The 14,999-nt window shown below is 71.5% G+C and carries 12 protein-coding genes; 10 read left to right on the top strand and 2 right to left on the bottom strand.

Translation table 11 applies throughout. From position 1 onward, the window contains the following. The first annotated feature begins 148 nt into the window (after window positions 1-148). From ACIBZJ_RS33000 to ACIBZJ_RS32985, 4 genes are all read left to right on the top strand, one after another. A complete protein-coding gene (locus tag ACIBZJ_RS33000; protein WP_395936662.1) occupies window positions 149-1,111 on the top strand; it encodes an Lrp/AsnC family transcriptional regulator in 963 nt (320 codons plus the stop codon). 206 nt (window positions 1,112-1,317) lie between these two features. After that, the gene (locus tag ACIBZJ_RS32995; protein ID WP_395936660.1) at window positions 1,318-2,220 is read left to right on the top strand and encodes a DUF5753 domain-containing protein; all 903 of its coding nucleotides are present in this window, start codon (window positions 1,318-1,320) and stop codon (window positions 2,218-2,220) included. Between the two features lie 111 nt (window positions 2,221-2,331). Beyond that, the gene (locus ACIBZJ_RS32990; protein WP_395936658.1) at window positions 2,332-2,610 is read left to right on the top strand and encodes a DUF397 domain-containing protein; all 279 of its coding nucleotides are present in this window, start codon (window positions 2,332-2,334) and stop codon (window positions 2,608-2,610) included. A gap of 237 nt (window positions 2,611-2,847) precedes the next feature. Then, on the top strand, window positions 2,848-3,066 hold the full coding sequence (locus ACIBZJ_RS32985; protein ID WP_395936656.1) for a hypothetical protein: 219 nt from the start codon (window positions 2,848-2,850) through the stop codon (window positions 3,064-3,066). Between the two features lie 9 nt (window positions 3,067-3,075). Here the strand turns inward: ACIBZJ_RS32985 and ACIBZJ_RS32980 are convergent, their stop codons facing one another. Then, the gene (locus ACIBZJ_RS32980; protein WP_395936654.1) at window positions 3,076-4,245 is read right to left on the bottom strand and encodes an acyl-CoA dehydrogenase family protein; all 1,170 of its coding nucleotides are present in this window, start codon (window positions 4,243-4,245) and stop codon (window positions 3,076-3,078) included. Window positions 4,246-4,287: 42 nt separating this feature from the next. On the opposite strand from ACIBZJ_RS32980, the gene ACIBZJ_RS32975 reads away from it, so the two are divergent. The 5 genes from ACIBZJ_RS32975 to ACIBZJ_RS32955 all read left to right on the top strand — a co-directional run bounded on the left by ACIBZJ_RS32975 (window position 4,288) and on the right by ACIBZJ_RS32955 (window position 10,861). Next, window positions 4,288-4,911, top strand: coding sequence for a TetR/AcrR family transcriptional regulator (locus ACIBZJ_RS32975; RefSeq protein WP_395936652.1), 624 nt, complete (start codon window positions 4,288-4,290; stop codon window positions 4,909-4,911). Window positions 4,912-5,027: 116 nt separating this feature from the next. Beyond that, window positions 5,028-5,450: a DUF5709 domain-containing protein gene (locus ACIBZJ_RS32970; RefSeq protein ID WP_395936650.1), complete on the top strand. Its 423-nt coding sequence runs from the start codon at window positions 5,028-5,030 to the stop codon at window positions 5,448-5,450. Window positions 5,451-5,509: 59 nt separating this feature from the next. Then, on the top strand, window positions 5,510-7,384 hold the full coding sequence (locus tag ACIBZJ_RS32965) for a protein kinase (RefSeq protein WP_395936648.1): 1,875 nt from the start codon (window positions 5,510-5,512) through the stop codon (window positions 7,382-7,384). A gap of 76 nt (window positions 7,385-7,460) precedes the next feature. Further along, the gene (locus tag ACIBZJ_RS32960; protein WP_395936646.1) at window positions 7,461-9,653 is read left to right on the top strand and encodes an MMPL family transporter; all 2,193 of its coding nucleotides are present in this window, start codon (window positions 7,461-7,463) and stop codon (window positions 9,651-9,653) included. Window positions 9,654-9,922: 269 nt separating this feature from the next. Beyond that, a complete protein-coding gene (locus ACIBZJ_RS32955; RefSeq protein ID WP_395936644.1) occupies window positions 9,923-10,861 on the top strand; it encodes a hypothetical protein in 939 nt (312 codons plus the stop codon). Here the strand turns inward: ACIBZJ_RS32955 and ACIBZJ_RS32950 are convergent. Beyond that, the gene (locus ACIBZJ_RS32950) at window positions 10,848-11,435 is read right to left on the bottom strand and encodes a TetR/AcrR family transcriptional regulator (RefSeq protein ID WP_395936642.1); all 588 of its coding nucleotides are present in this window, start codon (window positions 11,433-11,435) and stop codon (window positions 10,848-10,850) included. The genes ACIBZJ_RS32955 and ACIBZJ_RS32950 overlap by 14 nt on opposite strands. 153 nt (window positions 11,436-11,588) lie before the next feature. On the opposite strand from ACIBZJ_RS32950, the gene ACIBZJ_RS32945 reads away from it, so the two are divergent. Further along, window positions 11,589-14,984 (top strand): BTAD domain-containing putative transcriptional regulator, encoded by a 3,396-nt coding sequence (locus ACIBZJ_RS32945; RefSeq protein ID WP_395936640.1) that lies wholly within the window; start codon window positions 11,589-11,591, stop codon window positions 14,982-14,984. Window positions 14,985-14,999: the final 15 nt, after the last annotated feature.

The raw sequence follows: 14,999 nt of genomic DNA, 5'->3' as shown, positions 1-14,999 counted from the left end.
CTCTTCCTACCCCGGGCGTCCGCCCGGGTCCGGTCATACTGTCGCTTGCGTTCGTTGCATTCGCCATCCAGGTTGGTCGTGGTAGCGGATCTCGACATCGTCGGGCGGGGTCCGGCGGATAGCCTCATTCCAAGGCGAGGAGGTACCGATGCTCGACGAGCTCGATCGCCAGGTCGTCCATGCGCTGCAGCTCGACGGCCGGGCGACGTTCAGCCGCGTCGCCGAGGTGCTGGGCGTCTCCGACCAGACGATCGCCCGCCGCTTCCGGCGGCTGCGCGCCGAGTGCGACCTCCGGGTGATCGGCAACCTCGACACCTGGCGGGTCGGCGCGACGTCGTGGTACCTGCGCCTGCAGTGCACGCCGGACGCTGCCCAGTCGATCGCCGACGCGCTGGCCCGGCGTCCGGACACGGCGTGGGTGCGGCTGGCGTCCGGTGGCACCGAGATCAGCTGCGTGACCCGCTCGGGGACCAAGGCCGAAACCGACGCGCTGCTGCTCAACAAGCTGCACCGGACGCCGCGGATCGTCGGGATCAGCGCCCACTGCCTGATCCACATGTTCTACGGCGGGCACGACTCGTTCTTCGCCAAGATCGGCGCGCTGACCGACGAGCAGATCGAGGCGATCAGCCCCCCGTGGACGAACCAGCCGCGTGACGACGTGCCCGACCTCGGTGCGGGCGACCGGGCGCTGCTCACCGTGCTGAAACGCGACGGTCGCGCCGGGCTGCCCGAACTCGCCACCGCGACCGGCTGGTCCGAGACGACCGTCCGTCGCCGGCTGACCGAACTCCGCCGTTCCGGCGCACTGCATTTCGACGTGGACGTCCCGGGGCCCGCGCTGGGTCTGCAGATGGAAGCGATGATGTGGCTCTCGGTGGCCCCGCACGCGATGGTGGAGGCCGCCGAGACGCTCGCGCTGCACCCCGAGGTGCCGTTCGTCGCGGCGACGACCGGCCCGACGAACATCGTGGCGAGCCTGGTCTGCCGTGACGTGGGGGCGCTGTACGAGTACCTGACTCGGCGCGTGTCGGCGATCCCGGCCATCCACCACATCGAGACCAACCCGATAGTAAGAACCCTCAAACGCGAGGGCACGCTACTTCCCTGATCTATTCGGCGACCGAATTCACGATCATTCATTCGATTCACTCGAACCAGCGACACCAAGAAACAACCGGAATTACCGACTGCCTCCCGGCATTGACTCGGCGACGCGCCCTCGTTGATGCGCAATGCTACTTTGCCATCAAGCGAATAGTTGGGCGGCATCATGTGGATGCGCGCGACGGGGGAACCCTACGGGCGGGGGCCGAGATGACGGAGAGCACCGAGCCTGCCGTTGCGCGACGGCGGCTCGCGCAGGCGCTGCGGGCCGCCCGGAGGGCCGCCCCGCCCCCGGCGGGCAAAAAGGTCCTGCCCCAGATCCAGGTGGCCGAAGCGATGGGCTGGCATCCGTCCAAGCTTCTGCGAATCGAGCAGGCAAAGACCGGAATTTCCAAGAACGACTTACACATGCTGCTCGCCTACTACGGTGCCGAGCACAGATTCGTCGACCTCTGGAACGGGGTCTCGACGCAGCGCAGCACGTCTCGATGGCGGGACGAAAGAGACTTGGTTTCCGCAGAATTCATCCGCTTCCTCGAATACGAGGAGTCCGCCGAAACAATCCGCGAATATCAGCCGCTGCTGATCCCGGGCCTCCTGCAAACGGAGGATTACGCCCAGACCGTGATCGAGAAGTTCGCCCGGCCCGACGACAACCGACGTCGGAAAGAACGGATGCTGAAACTTCGGCTCTCACGCCAGCGGATCTGGGCCGAGAAACGTCGGTGCAGACTCTTCGTACTACTCGATCACGCAGCCATCTGCCGGTGCGTCGGCGGCCCGGCCGTGATGGGCGCACAACTGGAGAAGCTGCAGCGTCTGAACGAGCAGGACGCCGTCTCGATCCGCGTGATTCCGTTCGATCGGGACGCTCACTTCGGCATGTCAGGGCCGTTCATCATCGTCGATTTCGACGGCGCGGCCGGCCGCATCCTCTATCTCGACGAGCGGGAAAGGAAAATCTCGCTCGACGACCCGGATACCATCGATCCGTATCTGCGGCATATCTCCGAGATGACAGAGGTCGCCGCCACCGTTGCCGAGACCAACGCGCTGATCGATCGAGAAATCGCGCGGATGCGCCGGATCGACGACACTCGCCTGAACTCCTAAGGTAACTCGGATGCGTAAAATTCGGCCGTGCCCTCCTCTAACCTGTCCGGTACACGCTGCGGAGCGAATCGCAGCCACTCCCGGAGGGCATGCTTTACCTTGAGCAATTCAGTGAGACGAACTTTCATCCCGGGTGCCGCGTTCGCGGTGCTACCGCTGCTCGCGCTCGCGTTCGCGGCGAGCACCCAGCCCCGCCGCGCGACCGTGATCCGCTGGCGCAGGAGCACGTACTGCCGGCTGGAAAACTGCGTCGAAGCGGCCAGCACGAGGTCCGGGTCGGTGGTTCTGCTCCGGTCCTCCGCGGCGCCGTACCGGCCGCCGCTCGCCCTGCCACGGGAGACGTGGGTGGAATTCCTCCACGGTCTGCGTAGCGGCGACTTCGTCCGGTGAGACGCACCCTGCAATCTCGCATCGTGCTACCTGACACGCGGTAATGCGGTGCCGGTGCCCCGGTCGCCCCTCCAGCGGGCCGGTCGGGGCATCACCCCGAATGGCATTACAGACGGCCGCCGCGACGCCATTCGGCAGCGAGCGTCCGAACGCTCACGTTCTCAACCTCGTCGATTCAGAAGGCGCGGGTGAGGATCGGAAAGACCACTTCGGATCCCGAGCGAAGGAACCCCGACCATGGCCTTTCCCTACCTCTCCGCGGACGGCTGCATCACGGTTCCGTGGACCGTCGTCCGGGTCGTCGTCATCATCTATGTAGCGCTTTTGCTCACCGTGGCGACGGCGGTCCTCGCGGTGGTCGCGGCCTGGGGGTCCGACGGTCTGGAGGCGATCGCCGGCCTTCTCGGGGCGGTGACCGCCGCCGTCGGTCTCGCGATGGTGCCGTCGCAGCGCTGAGCCGGGACGTCAGAAGTCCGCGGCGACCGGGACGTGGCCCTTCAGGACGTTGCGGGCGATCGTGCGGCGCTGGATCTCGTCGGTGCCCTCGTAGATGCGGAGCAACCGGAGCTCCCGGTACCAGCGCTCGATCGGCAGCTCCCGGGTGTAACCCATCCCGCCGTGGATCTGGAGCACCCGGTCGACGATCTCGTTCGCCTTGACGCCGCCGTAGAGCTTGGCGATCGACTGCGCCTGCCGGGAGTCACGCCCGGCCTCGACCTGCCAGGCCGCGTGCAGCACGAGCAGCCGCAGAGCCTGGAGCTCGACCACCGAGTCGGCGATCATCCACTGGATCGCCTGGCGCTCGGACAGCAGCTCGCCGAACGTCGAGCGGGTGTTGGCCTGCTGCACGGCCATCTCGATCAGCCGCTCGCAGGAGCCGATCGCCCGGGAGGGCAGCAGGTACCGGCCCTGCCCGATCCACTGCAGCGCGAGCGCGAAGCCGAACCCGACCTCACCCAGGACGTTCTCGGCCGGCACCCGCACGTTGTCGAAGACCAGCGCGGCCGGGCCCCACTCGCCCATCGTCGGGATCGGCTCGGACTTCCAGCCCATGTCGCGGTCGACGAGGAAGCAGGTGACGCCGCCGTTGGCGCCCTTCTCCTTGTCGGTCACCGCGAACACCATCGTGAAGTCGGCCTCGTTGCCCTGGGTGATGAACGTCTTCTCGCCGTTGATCACCCACTCGTCGCCGTCGCGGCGGGCCGACGTCCGGATCGCCTTGGCGTCGGAACCGGCACCGGGTTCGGTGATCGCGAAGCAGGAGATCCGCTCGCCTTCGATCGTCGGGCGCAGGTAGCGCTGCTTTTGCTCCTCGTTGCCGTGGAACAGGATGTTGTCGGCGCTGCCGCCGAAGCGGAACGGCACGAACGTCCGGCCCAGCTCGGCCTCGAGGATCGACGCGGTGATCGCGCCGAGGTTCATGCCCCCGTACTCCTCCGGGGTCAGAATTCCCCAGAAGCCGGACTCGCGGGCCTTCCGCTGCAGGGCGCGGCTCTCTTCGCGGGTGATGCCCGGCTCCCCGGCCCGCTCGCGCCGCAGCACCTCGGGCTCGAGCGGCATCAGCTCACGCTCGACGAACGTCCGCACCCAGTCGCGGACCGCGCGCTGCTCATCGGACAAGGCGAAGTCGACCACGACGTCTCCTAACAGTGTTAGTTACTGGCTAGGCTATCCCCCATGGCCCGTCCCAGCAGCCCATTGCTGAATCGCGAGCGCATTCGCTCGACGGCGCTCGCGATGATCGATCGGGACGGGCTGGACGGGCTCTCGATGCGTCGGCTCGCGGCCGAGCTCGGCGTCCGCGCGGCGTCGCTCTACGGCTACCTGGCGACGAAGGAGGAGCTGCTCACCGACCTCGCCGACCAGGTGATGACGACGGTCGACACCGGCGGATTCGCCGCGGGCTGGCGGAACGGCCTGACCGTCTGGGCGCGTTCCTACCGCGAGGCGCTGGCCGCGCACCCGAACCTGGTGCCGTTCCTGGCCCACTCCCCCGGACGCCGCCCGCAGGCCCTGAGGCACGCCGACGCCGTCCACGGCGGCCTCACCAGCGCGGGCTGGCCGCCCCGGTACGCGACGATGATCGGCGCCTCGACGAAGTACCTGGTCGTCGGTGCGGCCATGACGTCGTTCTCGGGTGGCTTCGCCGACGACGTCGAGGTGTACGTGGGGCGGTACCCGAACCTGAGTCAGGCCCATCTGCTCGCCGGTCACGAGGAGATCGACCGGGACAGTTTCGAGCTGGCACTCACCGCGTTCCTCGACGGCCTCACCGACCTGCACGCCCAGGTGACCGGGTGAGACCGTTCCGGCCCGCACCGGAACGCGCCCCGGGTTCAACCCAGGTCCGTTGGGTACCGCCGTTTCGCACCGGGCGTAGCATCCCGGCACGACAGCCCCCGGAGGTGAGGACCACGATGAGCGAAACCCGCCCGGACATCGACGACGTCGAGGACGACGGCGTGCTCGACCCTGCCGACACCCTTGCCGACGACGACCTGCAGAGCGACGTCCTCGACAGGGGCATCGACGCCGGTGACCGTTACCGCGCGTCGGATCGATTCGGCACGACCGCGGACGAGCAGTCCCAGGGCGAGACCCTCGACCAGAAGCTGGCCGAGGAAGAGCCCGACGTCGACGCCGAGTTCGACGATGACGACGAGGACGTCCCGGCCGATCCCGGCTCGACGACGCAAGAGCGCGCCGGCCGCCTGGTCGAGCCCGACGAGGGCGCACACGAGGACGACGAGGACGAGCTCTTCGCGGTCGACGCGGGCGTCGACGGCGCCGGAGCGGGCGCCGAAGAGGCCGCGATCCACCTCATCGAGGACGAGCGCTGAGGCTGTGAATCGCCAGGCGTCGGCAGCGGCGCCTGGCCTCTTGTCGGTACGGTGATCGGATGCCTCGTCCGGGACTCCTGATCAGCAACCGCTACCTGTTGGACGAACGGGTCGCGAGTGGCGGGATGGGTGAGGTGTGGCGGGGCACCGATCCGGTGCTTCAGCGCACGGTCGCGGTGAAGGTGCTGTTACCGGCTCTCCGTGCCGACGACGAGTTCATCACGCGGTTCCGCACCGAGGCGCGGATGATGGCGGCGCTCCGGCACGCGGGGATCGTGCAGATCTTCGACTACGGCGCGGATTCGCTGATCGACGACGTCCAGCGCGATTACCTGGTGATGGAGTACGTCGAGGGGGCGTCGCTGGCGGAGCGGATCAAGGCCGGCGGCACGCTGTCGGTGGACGAGACGCTGTCGATCGTCGCGCAGGCGGCCGAGGCGTTACAGGTCGCGCACGACGCGGGCATCGTGCACCGGGACGTGAAGCCGAACAATCTGATGGTGCGGCCGGACGGGTCGGTGGTGCTGCTCGATTTCGGGGTGGCGCGGTCGGTGGACGTCGGCGGCATCACGAAGGTGAACCAGGTCGTCGGGTCGCCGCAGTACATGGCGCCGGAGCAGGTCGCCGGGCTGCCGATCACCGCGGCCACCGACGTGCACGGGCTCGGTGCGGTGGCGTACACGTGCCTGACCGGGCGGGCACCGTTCACGGGTGAGAACCCGGCGCAGGTGATCGCGCAGCTGCTCTACGGCGAACCGGCCCCGCTGCCCCCCGACCTGCCGCCGGCAGTTTCCGCGCTGATCCAGCGGGCGATGAGCAAGGACGCGGCGCACCGCTTCCCCCGCGCCGCCGACCTGGCCGCGGCCGCCCGAGCGGCGCAAGAAGGCCCCACGGTCGTCGCGGCGCCGCTGATGCCCGCGATCCCACCGTCCCCGGGCTGGAGCGCTCTGCCCCCGGCCACCCCAGCGACCTGGCCCCCACCCCCGACCGCCCTATCCCCGACCGCCCCGCCTCCGACTTCCGCGCCCCCGGCGTTCACACCCCCGACTTCCGCTCCCCCAGCGTTCGCGGCGGCGTTCGCTGCGCCGGGCGCCGCGCCGGGCGGTGCGCCGCCCAGCGCGGAGTCGAGCGCCACCGCGCCGGCGGGCCGGCCGGGACGGCCGGACGCCTGGACCGAGAAGCGCCGCTCCAAGAAGCCGCTGTTGGCCGGCATCGCCGCTCTGGTGATCGGGGTGGCTGCGGTGACCGGAGCCCTGTCGCTGCGGCCGCGCGACTCGGCGGACGGCTCGTCCGACCGCAGCGCCCCCGTGAGCGCCGCCGCCGCGCTCGAAAAAAACCACGGGGACAACGCCGACGCCGACTCCGACGGGCAAGCCGCCGGACAACCCAGCACCGCCGCCGGACAACCCAGCACCGGCACCGGACAACCCAGCACCGCCGCCGGCCCGACGACCGGTCCCTCCGCCGACAGCCAGGGTCCCGACCCGACGACGAACCCCTCCGCCGACGGCACCGACCAGACCACCGCCCCCGCGCCGCCCCCGACAACCGCCCCGGCCAAGCCTCCGGCGACCGCGCCGAAGCCCCCCGCCGCCGAGATCAACAAAGCCGTCGCCAAGACCGGCAAACCCGGGGCCGGGCCGTGCTCGGCCAAGCTCGTCGGCGGCTACGGCTGCTACCAGACCTACGGTGACGTCTGGTGGGTCTTCGACACGAAGGGCGACGGTCACTCCGCCGTCGTGTTCTGGGAGGTCGGCAGCGGCGCCACCAAGCGCAAGGGCCAGTGCGCGAACTCGATGGGCAGCGGCAAGACCGGCGTCTGCAACAAGAACTACGCCGAGGGCCTCACCGGCACCGCGAAGGTCTGCATCATGGACTGGGACACCAAACAGATGCACGGCTGCACCGCCAACTTCAAGTTCAGCACCAGCTAGCCGACGCCAAGTCGTCACCAAGTACCCCGCGCGAACGTCATCACGACACGAAATCGCGCAAGAGGGGTGCCTGAAAATGTCCCGCTTCCTGTACCGGATCGGTGGCGCGGCCGCCGCCCACCCGTGGCGGACGATCGCCGCCTGGCTGATCGTCCTGGTCGCGACGCTCACGATCGCCGATCTGGCCGGCGGCACACCGCACGACAACTACAACGTCGACGGAACCTCGTCCCAGCGGGGCACGGAGCTGCTGCGCAACGAGTTCCCGGCCGTCTCCGGCGCCGACGCCCGCGTGGTCGTGCACGGCGACCGGCTCGACCCGACCCTGCTCACCACGCTGCGGCAGCGCCTCCGGGCCGTCGACGGCGTCGGAACCGTTTCACCGCCCCGGCTCTCCGGGGACGGCGACACCGCACTGTTCTCGCTGACCTACACGATCCCGGTCACCGACTTCGAGGGCACCGAAGGCCTCGACGCGCTCGAAGCCGCCGCCGCACCGGCGGCCGACGCGGGCCTCCAGGTCGAGTACGGCGGTCAGGTCGCCGAGAACGTCCGCACGATCAGCGGCGCCGCCGAGGCCATCGGCATCCTCGCCGCGCTGGTCATCCTGCTGCTGGCGTTCCGGTCGGTCGTCGCGGCCGGGTTGCCGATCGCGGCCGCGTTCGTCGGCCTCGGGATCGGATCGGCCGGCATCACGATCCTGGCCGCATTCAGCGACATCAGTACGACCGCGCCGACGGTGGCCGCGATGGTCGGTCTCGGCGTCGGCATCGACTACGCGTTGCTGCTGGTCACCCGGTACACCGAGGGCCTCCGCTCGGGCCTGGGAACGCGTGCCGCGGCGGCCACGGCGACCGCCACGTCCGGGACGTCGATCGTCGTCGCCGGTGCGACCGTGCTGCTCTCGCTGTTCGGCCTCGCGTTCGCCGGTCTGCCCGTCTACCGCTCGTTCGGGTCGGCCACCGCGCTGGTCGTCGCGGTCGTGGTGATGTCCGCGGTCACGCTGGTTCCCGCGCTCTGCGCGCTGGCCGGCCGCCGTGCCCTGCCGCGCGCCGAGCGCCCGGTTCCCGTTCCTCCGCGTACGGACGCCGCCGACGCCGGCGGCGTGGCGTCCGGGACCACGCAGGCGGTGGCCGCGTCCGGCGCCGGGCGCTCGCCGAGCCTCACCGCGCGCTGGGCCGCGCGGGTCGGCCGTCGCCCGCTGCCGTGGGCCCTGGCCGCGCTGGCCGTCCTGCTCCTGCTCGCCACGCCGATGCTCGGAATGCGGACCTGGCCGCAGGACGCCGGTAGCCAGCCGGCCGACAACACCCAGCGCCGCGCCTACGACCTGATCGCGGCCGAGTACGGCGAGGGCGCGAACGGCCCGCTGGTGGTGGCCGTCGATCTTGATCGCGTCCCCGCGTCCGGGCTTCCCGCACTGGCGCGGAAGCTCGCCGCCGACCCGGGCGTCGCCGCGGTGAACCCGCCGGTCACCGCACCGGGTGGCCGGGCCGCCGTGCTGCTGGTCGAACCGAGGTACGGCCCGCAGGACGAGCGCGCGTCCGCACTCGTCGACCACCTGCGCACGGACGTACTGCCGCCCGGCGCCGAGATCACCGGCATCACCGCGGTGTTCCGCGACATCGCCGAACTCGTCTCCGAACGCCTCTGGCTGGTCGTCGGCGTGGTGGTCGGGCTCTCGCTGGTGTTCCTGCTGGTCATGTTCCGCTCGCTGATCGTCCCGGTGAAGGCGGCGATCATGAACCTGCTGTCGATCGCGGCCGCCTACGGCGTGATCACGGTCGTGTTCCAGTGGGGCTGGGGCGCCGAGGCGCTCGGGCTGCCGCACGCGGTGCCGGTCTCGACCTGGGTCCCGCTGCTGATGTTCGCGGTCCTGTTCGGACTCTCGATGGACTACGAGGTGTTCCTGCTCTCCCGGATCCGCGAAGACTGGCTGCGCACCGGCGACGCCCACGGGAGCGTGGTGCGCGGGCTGGCCGCGACCGGGCGGGTGATCACCGGAGCGGCGCTGATCATGGTCGCGGTGTTCGTCGGCTTCGGGCTGGACGCCGACGTCACCGTGAAGATGATCGGGGTCGGCATGGCCACCGCGGTCGCAGTCGACGCGACGATCGTCCGGATGGTGCTGGTGCCGGCGACGATGGCGCTGCTCGGCAAGGCCAACTGGTGGCTGCCCGGGTGGCTCGACCGGCTGTTGCCGAACGTCGACCCGCATCCGGACGAGACGCCGACGGTGGCCCCGGAACCCGAACTCGCCACCGTCCGCTGAGCCGCCCGGGCACCCGGCCCGGATGCACGTCCCGTCCGCGGACACGGCGCTGGCCCGGTACCCCTCGCACCGGGCCAACATCGTGTTGCGTTATTTCGATCTTGCCTGCACCCGCCGGTTGTCCGATCCGGCTCATTCATTCTGCGCGGCCGCGGGCGGCTTCTCATCAGCCGCGTGATCGGTACGACAGGGACATCTGCCCGGCCCCTCGGGCGGTTGGCCCACGGGTTCTCGCGCCGGTACCGGCGAGCGCTAGCCTGGCGTCCGCTATGAGGAAACGTCTCGCGCTCGCCGTGCTGGCCGCGCTCGCGCTCGCGCTCCCGACGGCCTGTTCGTCCGGTTCGGCCGACGAGCCGGCCGCGTCGTCGTCGGCTCCGGCCCCGTCGACCGCACCGGCGCCGAGCGCGGGTGGCTCGGCCGCTCCGAGCGGCTGCGGTGACACCACCGGCTGGGGCTGCACCTGGAGCCCCCGGCTGGACGCCGCCGCGCAGATCGCCGACGACGCTCCCGGCCGTCTCGGCGTCGTGATGCTCGATCGGCAGACCGGCAAGCGCTGGCAGACCGGCGACACCAGCGACCTGTACTGGACCGGCTCGACGATCAAGCTGGGCCTGGTCGCGACCGCGCTCGAGCAGTCGCGCACCGGCGTCCGGCAACTCTCCGACACCGACACGAACCGGATCGGCGACATCCTGTCGTACTCGTCCGACGACGCCGCCGATGCGCTCTGGCGCGAGTACGGGCGGGCCGGGCTGCTGTCCCGGTTCCGGTCGCGCTACGGCATGTCGCACGCGACGTACGTGAGTGGCTTCGACCAGTACTGGGGCTTCATCAAGTGCACACCAGGAGACCTGGTCACGCTGATGGACTACCTGCTCGAGAAGCTCGGCCCGGCCGACAAGGACCTGGTCGTCACCGGGATGCGGCAGACCGACGACATCCAGCACTGGGGCATCTGGTCGGCCGGCCGGTCCGTCGATCCGGGTAACAAGAACGGCTGGTCGGTCGAGAAGGACGACGGCCAGGACCACTGGCTGACCAGCTCGGTCGGGTTCGCCGGAGACGACGAGCGCTACGTGATCGCCGAGATGTACTCGATGCCCCCGGGCCAGGACTCGCTGGAGCTCGGAGCCCACACGCTCAGCAACCTCTCCGCCACCCTGTTCGGCCAGTCCACGCCGGCTCCGGCCGTCATCAGGCCGAGCTAGCCACCGCGGCTACGGCCAGGGCCGCGTGCCGGAGGTCGTCGGCGGCCCGGTGCGGATCCGGGTCGGCCAGGTATTGCAGCAATAACCCGTCGATCATCGCCATCACCAGCCGCGCGACCTGGTCGACCGGGATCCGCAGGTTCCAGCCCGACAGCGCGGCGGTCTTGCCTGCCCAGAGCTGGATCCGGTCGTCCTGCCACCGGGCCAGCTCCCTGGTGAGCCCGGTCCGCACCGCGTAGAGCGTCACCTCGAGCCGCCCGAGCTGCGATTCCGGCGACGCCCGGACCACGTACTCCCAGAGCGTCTGCAGCGTGTCGGTCAGCCATTCCGCGAACGGCTGGTCGGGGGTGCCGAGTGGCACCGGTGACTGGCTCTGGACGAACAGCAGTTCCTCGACGACCGCGCCGAACAGGGCCTCCCGGGTGCTGAACACGTGCTGCAGGGTGCTCAGCGCGATGCCGGCCTCATCGGCCACCGCACGCAGCGACGCCCGCCCGAGACCCTCGCGCTCCACCACGCGGCGCGCCGCAAGCACGATCTGTCGCCGCCGCACGGCGGACGAGACGTACGGCACGACAACTCCTGTGGCGGTTGACGATCCGGCCGGAGAAACTGACCTTAGGTCCAGTGTGAACAGAAACCGGGGTGGGTACTAGGCCCCGTTTAGGAGTCAGCTGCCAGACAGTGTCTGCCCGACCTGCGGGAACGGCCCGTAGGCTTCCGTTTCATGGTTCGGTTGAGCGTGCTCGGCCCGGTCCGGGCGGAAGTCGCCGACCACCCGGTGGAGCTCGGCAGCCCCCGGCAGCGGGCGGTGCTGGCCCGGCTGGTGAGCGCGCGCGGCCACGTCGTCTCGACCGAACGGTTCGTCGACGACCTCTGGCACGGTGAGCCACCGCCGAAGGCGCTCGCCGCGCTCCAGGTCTACGTCTCCCACCTCCGGCGGTTGCTGGAGCCCGGCCGAGCCCCCCGGACGCCCGCGCGGGTGCTGGTCAGCGCCGCGCCGGGGTACGCGCTACGGCTCGACGAGAACGGTGCCGACGCCTGGCGGTTCGAGCAATTGCTCGAGCAGGCCGGGGCTGCGCCGAGCCCGTCCGACGCGGTCGCGCTGCTCGATCGGGCGCTCGCGCAGTGGAGCGGTCCCGCGTACGCGGAGTTCGCCGACGAGCCGTGGGCCGTGCCGGAGGCCGAGCGGCTCGAGGAGCTGCGCCGGATCGCGGTCGAGCGCCGGGCCGAGGCCGTCCTCGCCGCCGGGCGCAGCGCCGAGGCGGTGGTCGACCTCGAGCGGCACGTGCGCGCCCACCCGTTGCGCGAGGACGCGGTCGCCCTGCTCGCGCTGGCCCTCTACCGCGCCGGACGGCAGGCCGACGCGCTGGCGGCCCTCCGTGCGGCCCGGGCCCGGCTCGCCGGTGAGCTCGGCGTCGACCCCGGCCCGGCCCTGCGGGCCCTGGAAGCCGACGTCCTGGCCCAGTCCCCCACCCTGGACGCACCCGCACCCGCACCCGCACCGGTCGTCGGCACCGCGGCGTCCGGCCCGGCGACCGGCGGGCCCCCGGCCGACCGCGGAATGGTCGGCCGCGACGCCGAGCTCGGGCAGCTGCGGCTGGCGGCCACGCGCGCCACCGAGGGCGGGTTCCGGGTCACCTGGGTGGGCGGCGACCCGGGGGCGGGAAAATCCACGCTCGCGGCGGCGCTCGGTGCCGAGCTGGCCGGCTCCGGCTGGCAGGTGGTCCGAGGGCGCTGCCCCGAGGTCGACGGCGCTCCCCCGGCCTGGGCCTGGTCCGAGGTCACCCATTCGCTCGCGGACGGCGTCGGCGACGACCTGGCTGCCCGCCTGGCCCCGCTGCTTCACGAGGAACCGGAGACGACACCGCACGTGCCGCCGTTCTGGCTCGGCCGCGCTATCGCCGACCTGCTCGCGGCCCGCAGCGCCGACGCCCCGCTGCTCGTCGTCCTGGACGACGTCCACCGGGCCGACGGCGAGACCTTGCAACTGCTGCGCGCGGTCGCGACCGAGCTCACCGGTCGTCCGGTGCTGGTCGTGGCCACGTACCGGCCCGCCGAGGTCACCGACGAGCTGAGCGCCTGCTGGGCCGCGCTGGCCGGCCCGCACGCCGACCGGCTCGAGCTCTCCGGCCTCACCGCCGCCGACGTCGCCGAACTCCTGCGCCGCCACGGCGCACCGACCGACACCGGGCTGGTCCGGCTGGTCGCCCGCCGTACCGGCGGCAATCCGCTGTTCGTCTCCGAGACCGCCCGGTTGATCGCCGCCGAGGGCTCGGACGCGGCCGCGCACGCGGTCCCGGCCGGCGTGCGCGACGTGCTCCGCCGTCGGCTGGCCCGGCTCCCCGGCCCGGCCCGGGCGGTGCTGCGCACCGCGAGCGTCCTCGGTGTCGACGTGGACGTCGACGTCCTGCTCGCGCTCGAGACCGAAGACGAAGACACGGTCCTGGACGCTCTGGAGGCCGGCGTCGTGACCGGCCTGCTGGTCGAGCCGGCCCCGGGCGAGCCGGCGACCGGTCCGGTCCGGTTCGCGCACGCGTTGATCCGGGACACGCTCTACGAAGACATCCCGCGCCTGCGCCGGACCCGGATACACGGCCGTGCGCTGACCGCGCTGGAGGCGGTGCGCCCCGGTGACCGCGCCGGGCTGGCTCATCACGCGCTGACGGCGGCCACCCCGGCCACCGCGGTCCGGGCCGCGCGGCTGGCCGCCGACGCGGCTCGGGCGGCGTCCGCATTGTCGGCGCACCAGGAAGCAGCGGCGTTGCTGCACCGGGCGCTGGAAGCGCTCGACCGGGCGGACGGGCCCGCGGACGCGCGGCTCCGGCTGGACCTGCTGTGCGCGCTGGTCTCGGCGCAGGGGTACGCGGGGAACGTGCTCGCGGCCCGGGTCACCCGGCAGCGGGCGATCGCGGTCGCGGAGGGATTGCCGGGCGTCGAGCCGCTCGCACGGGCGTACGCGTCGTTCGACGCGCCGGTGATCTGGAGCGTGCGAGAGAACCGGTCGGTCGACGAGCCGTTCGTCGCGGGGCTGACCGCGGTGCTCGACCGGCTCGGTCCCGATCTCGCGGTCCTCCGCGGCCAGTTGCTGGCGACGCTCACCGTCGAGGTGGAGGGATCCGACCCGGTCACGGCCGAGCGCGCGAGCGACGAGTCGATGGCGATCGCCGAGCGGGTGGACGACCCGGACCTACTGTGCCGGGCGCTGTCGGCCCGGTACTACGTGCAGGTCGCGCCGGAGCGGCGGCACCGGCTGGACGAGCTCGGGAGAAGGCTCCGGGACGTGGCGACGGAGGCCGGGCTGACCGGGTACCGGGCTCAGGCGCACCACATCCTGTTCCAGGTCGAACTGGCCCGATCCTCTCTCGACCGGCTGGCGGCCGCACAGAGGGAGGCGGACCTGTCGGTCGAGTACTCGAGCACCGGTCAGCTCGGGCTGGCACTCGGCGTCGTGCGGATGTTCAGCGGGCTGCGTGCGCTGGTCGGAGGGCGGTTCGACGAGGCGGAGGAGCGGTACGCGTCGGTGATCGCCCAGATGCGTGCGCTGGGGGCGCCGAACGCGGACGGCGTCGGACAGCTGACGCTGTACGTCGTCGGCCGGGCCCGGGGTACCGCGGAGGGCGCGGCGCGGGTCCTCGGGCTGGTCGAGCCGATCGGGCGGCTGTACGCGCAGGAGCAGAGCACGGTCGCCGAGCCGTACACCCGGCTGTTGGTGCACGCCGGCCGGCTGGACGAGGCCCGCGCGGTGTGGACGCCCGAGTTGCCGGTGCCGCCGGACTACTACTGGTTGCTGTGGATGGCTTTCCGGGCCGAGAACGCGCTCGGGCTGGGGGCTCGCGACGTCGCCGAGTCGTGCTACCGGTCGCTGACGCCGCACCGCGGGACGCTCCCGGGGATGTCGAGCGGGTCGGTGACGCTGGGGCCACTGGACACGATCCTGGGTGACCTGGCCGCGTTCCTCGGACGCCCCCACGACGCCGCGGCGCACTACCGGGACGGACTGCGGACGGCCGAGCTGCTCGGGGCGTTCCACTGGGTCGAGGCGGCCTCTGATCGCACGTCCCAGCTGGCGCGCTGGCAGCACGAGGGTGGCGCCGCCCCCTGGATTCTCCCGCTCCGCTGAACGCCGGTCCGGCCC

This window comes from Cryptosporangium sp. NPDC051539 (assembly GCF_044454545.1).
GTDB lineage: Bacteria > Actinomycetota > Actinomycetes > Mycobacteriales > Cryptosporangiaceae > Cryptosporangium.
Note: the sequence above shows the minus strand (reverse complement) of the source record. Positions and strands in the feature narration are given on the sequence as shown.

Bases quoted from the DNA above. Each gene is read 5' to 3' on its own strand.
- ACIBZJ_RS33000 (WP_395936662.1), top strand. From the start codon at position 149: ATGCTCGACGAGCTCGATCGCCAGGTCGTCCATGCGCTGCAGCTCGAC.
- ACIBZJ_RS32995 (WP_395936660.1), top strand. From the start codon at position 1,318: ATGACGGAGAGCACCGAGCCTGCCGTTGCGCGACGGCGGCTCGCGCAG.
- ACIBZJ_RS32985 (WP_395936656.1), top strand. From the start codon at position 2,848: ATGGCCTTTCCCTACCTCTCCGCGGACGGCTGCATCACGGTTCCGTGG.
- ACIBZJ_RS32975 (WP_395936652.1), top strand. From the start codon at position 4,288: ATGGCCCGTCCCAGCAGCCCATTGCTGAATCGCGAGCGCATTCGCTCG.
- ACIBZJ_RS32970 (WP_395936650.1), top strand. From the start codon at position 5,028: ATGAGCGAAACCCGCCCGGACATCGACGACGTCGAGGACGACGGCGTG.
- ACIBZJ_RS32965 (WP_395936648.1), top strand. From the start codon at position 5,510: ATGCCTCGTCCGGGACTCCTGATCAGCAACCGCTACCTGTTGGACGAA.
- ACIBZJ_RS32960 (WP_395936646.1), top strand. From the start codon at position 7,461: ATGTCCCGCTTCCTGTACCGGATCGGTGGCGCGGCCGCCGCCCACCCG.
- ACIBZJ_RS32955 (WP_395936644.1), top strand. From the start codon at position 9,923: ATGAGGAAACGTCTCGCGCTCGCCGTGCTGGCCGCGCTCGCGCTCGCG.
- ACIBZJ_RS32945 (WP_395936640.1), top strand. From the start codon at position 11,589: ATGGTTCGGTTGAGCGTGCTCGGCCCGGTCCGGGCGGAAGTCGCCGAC.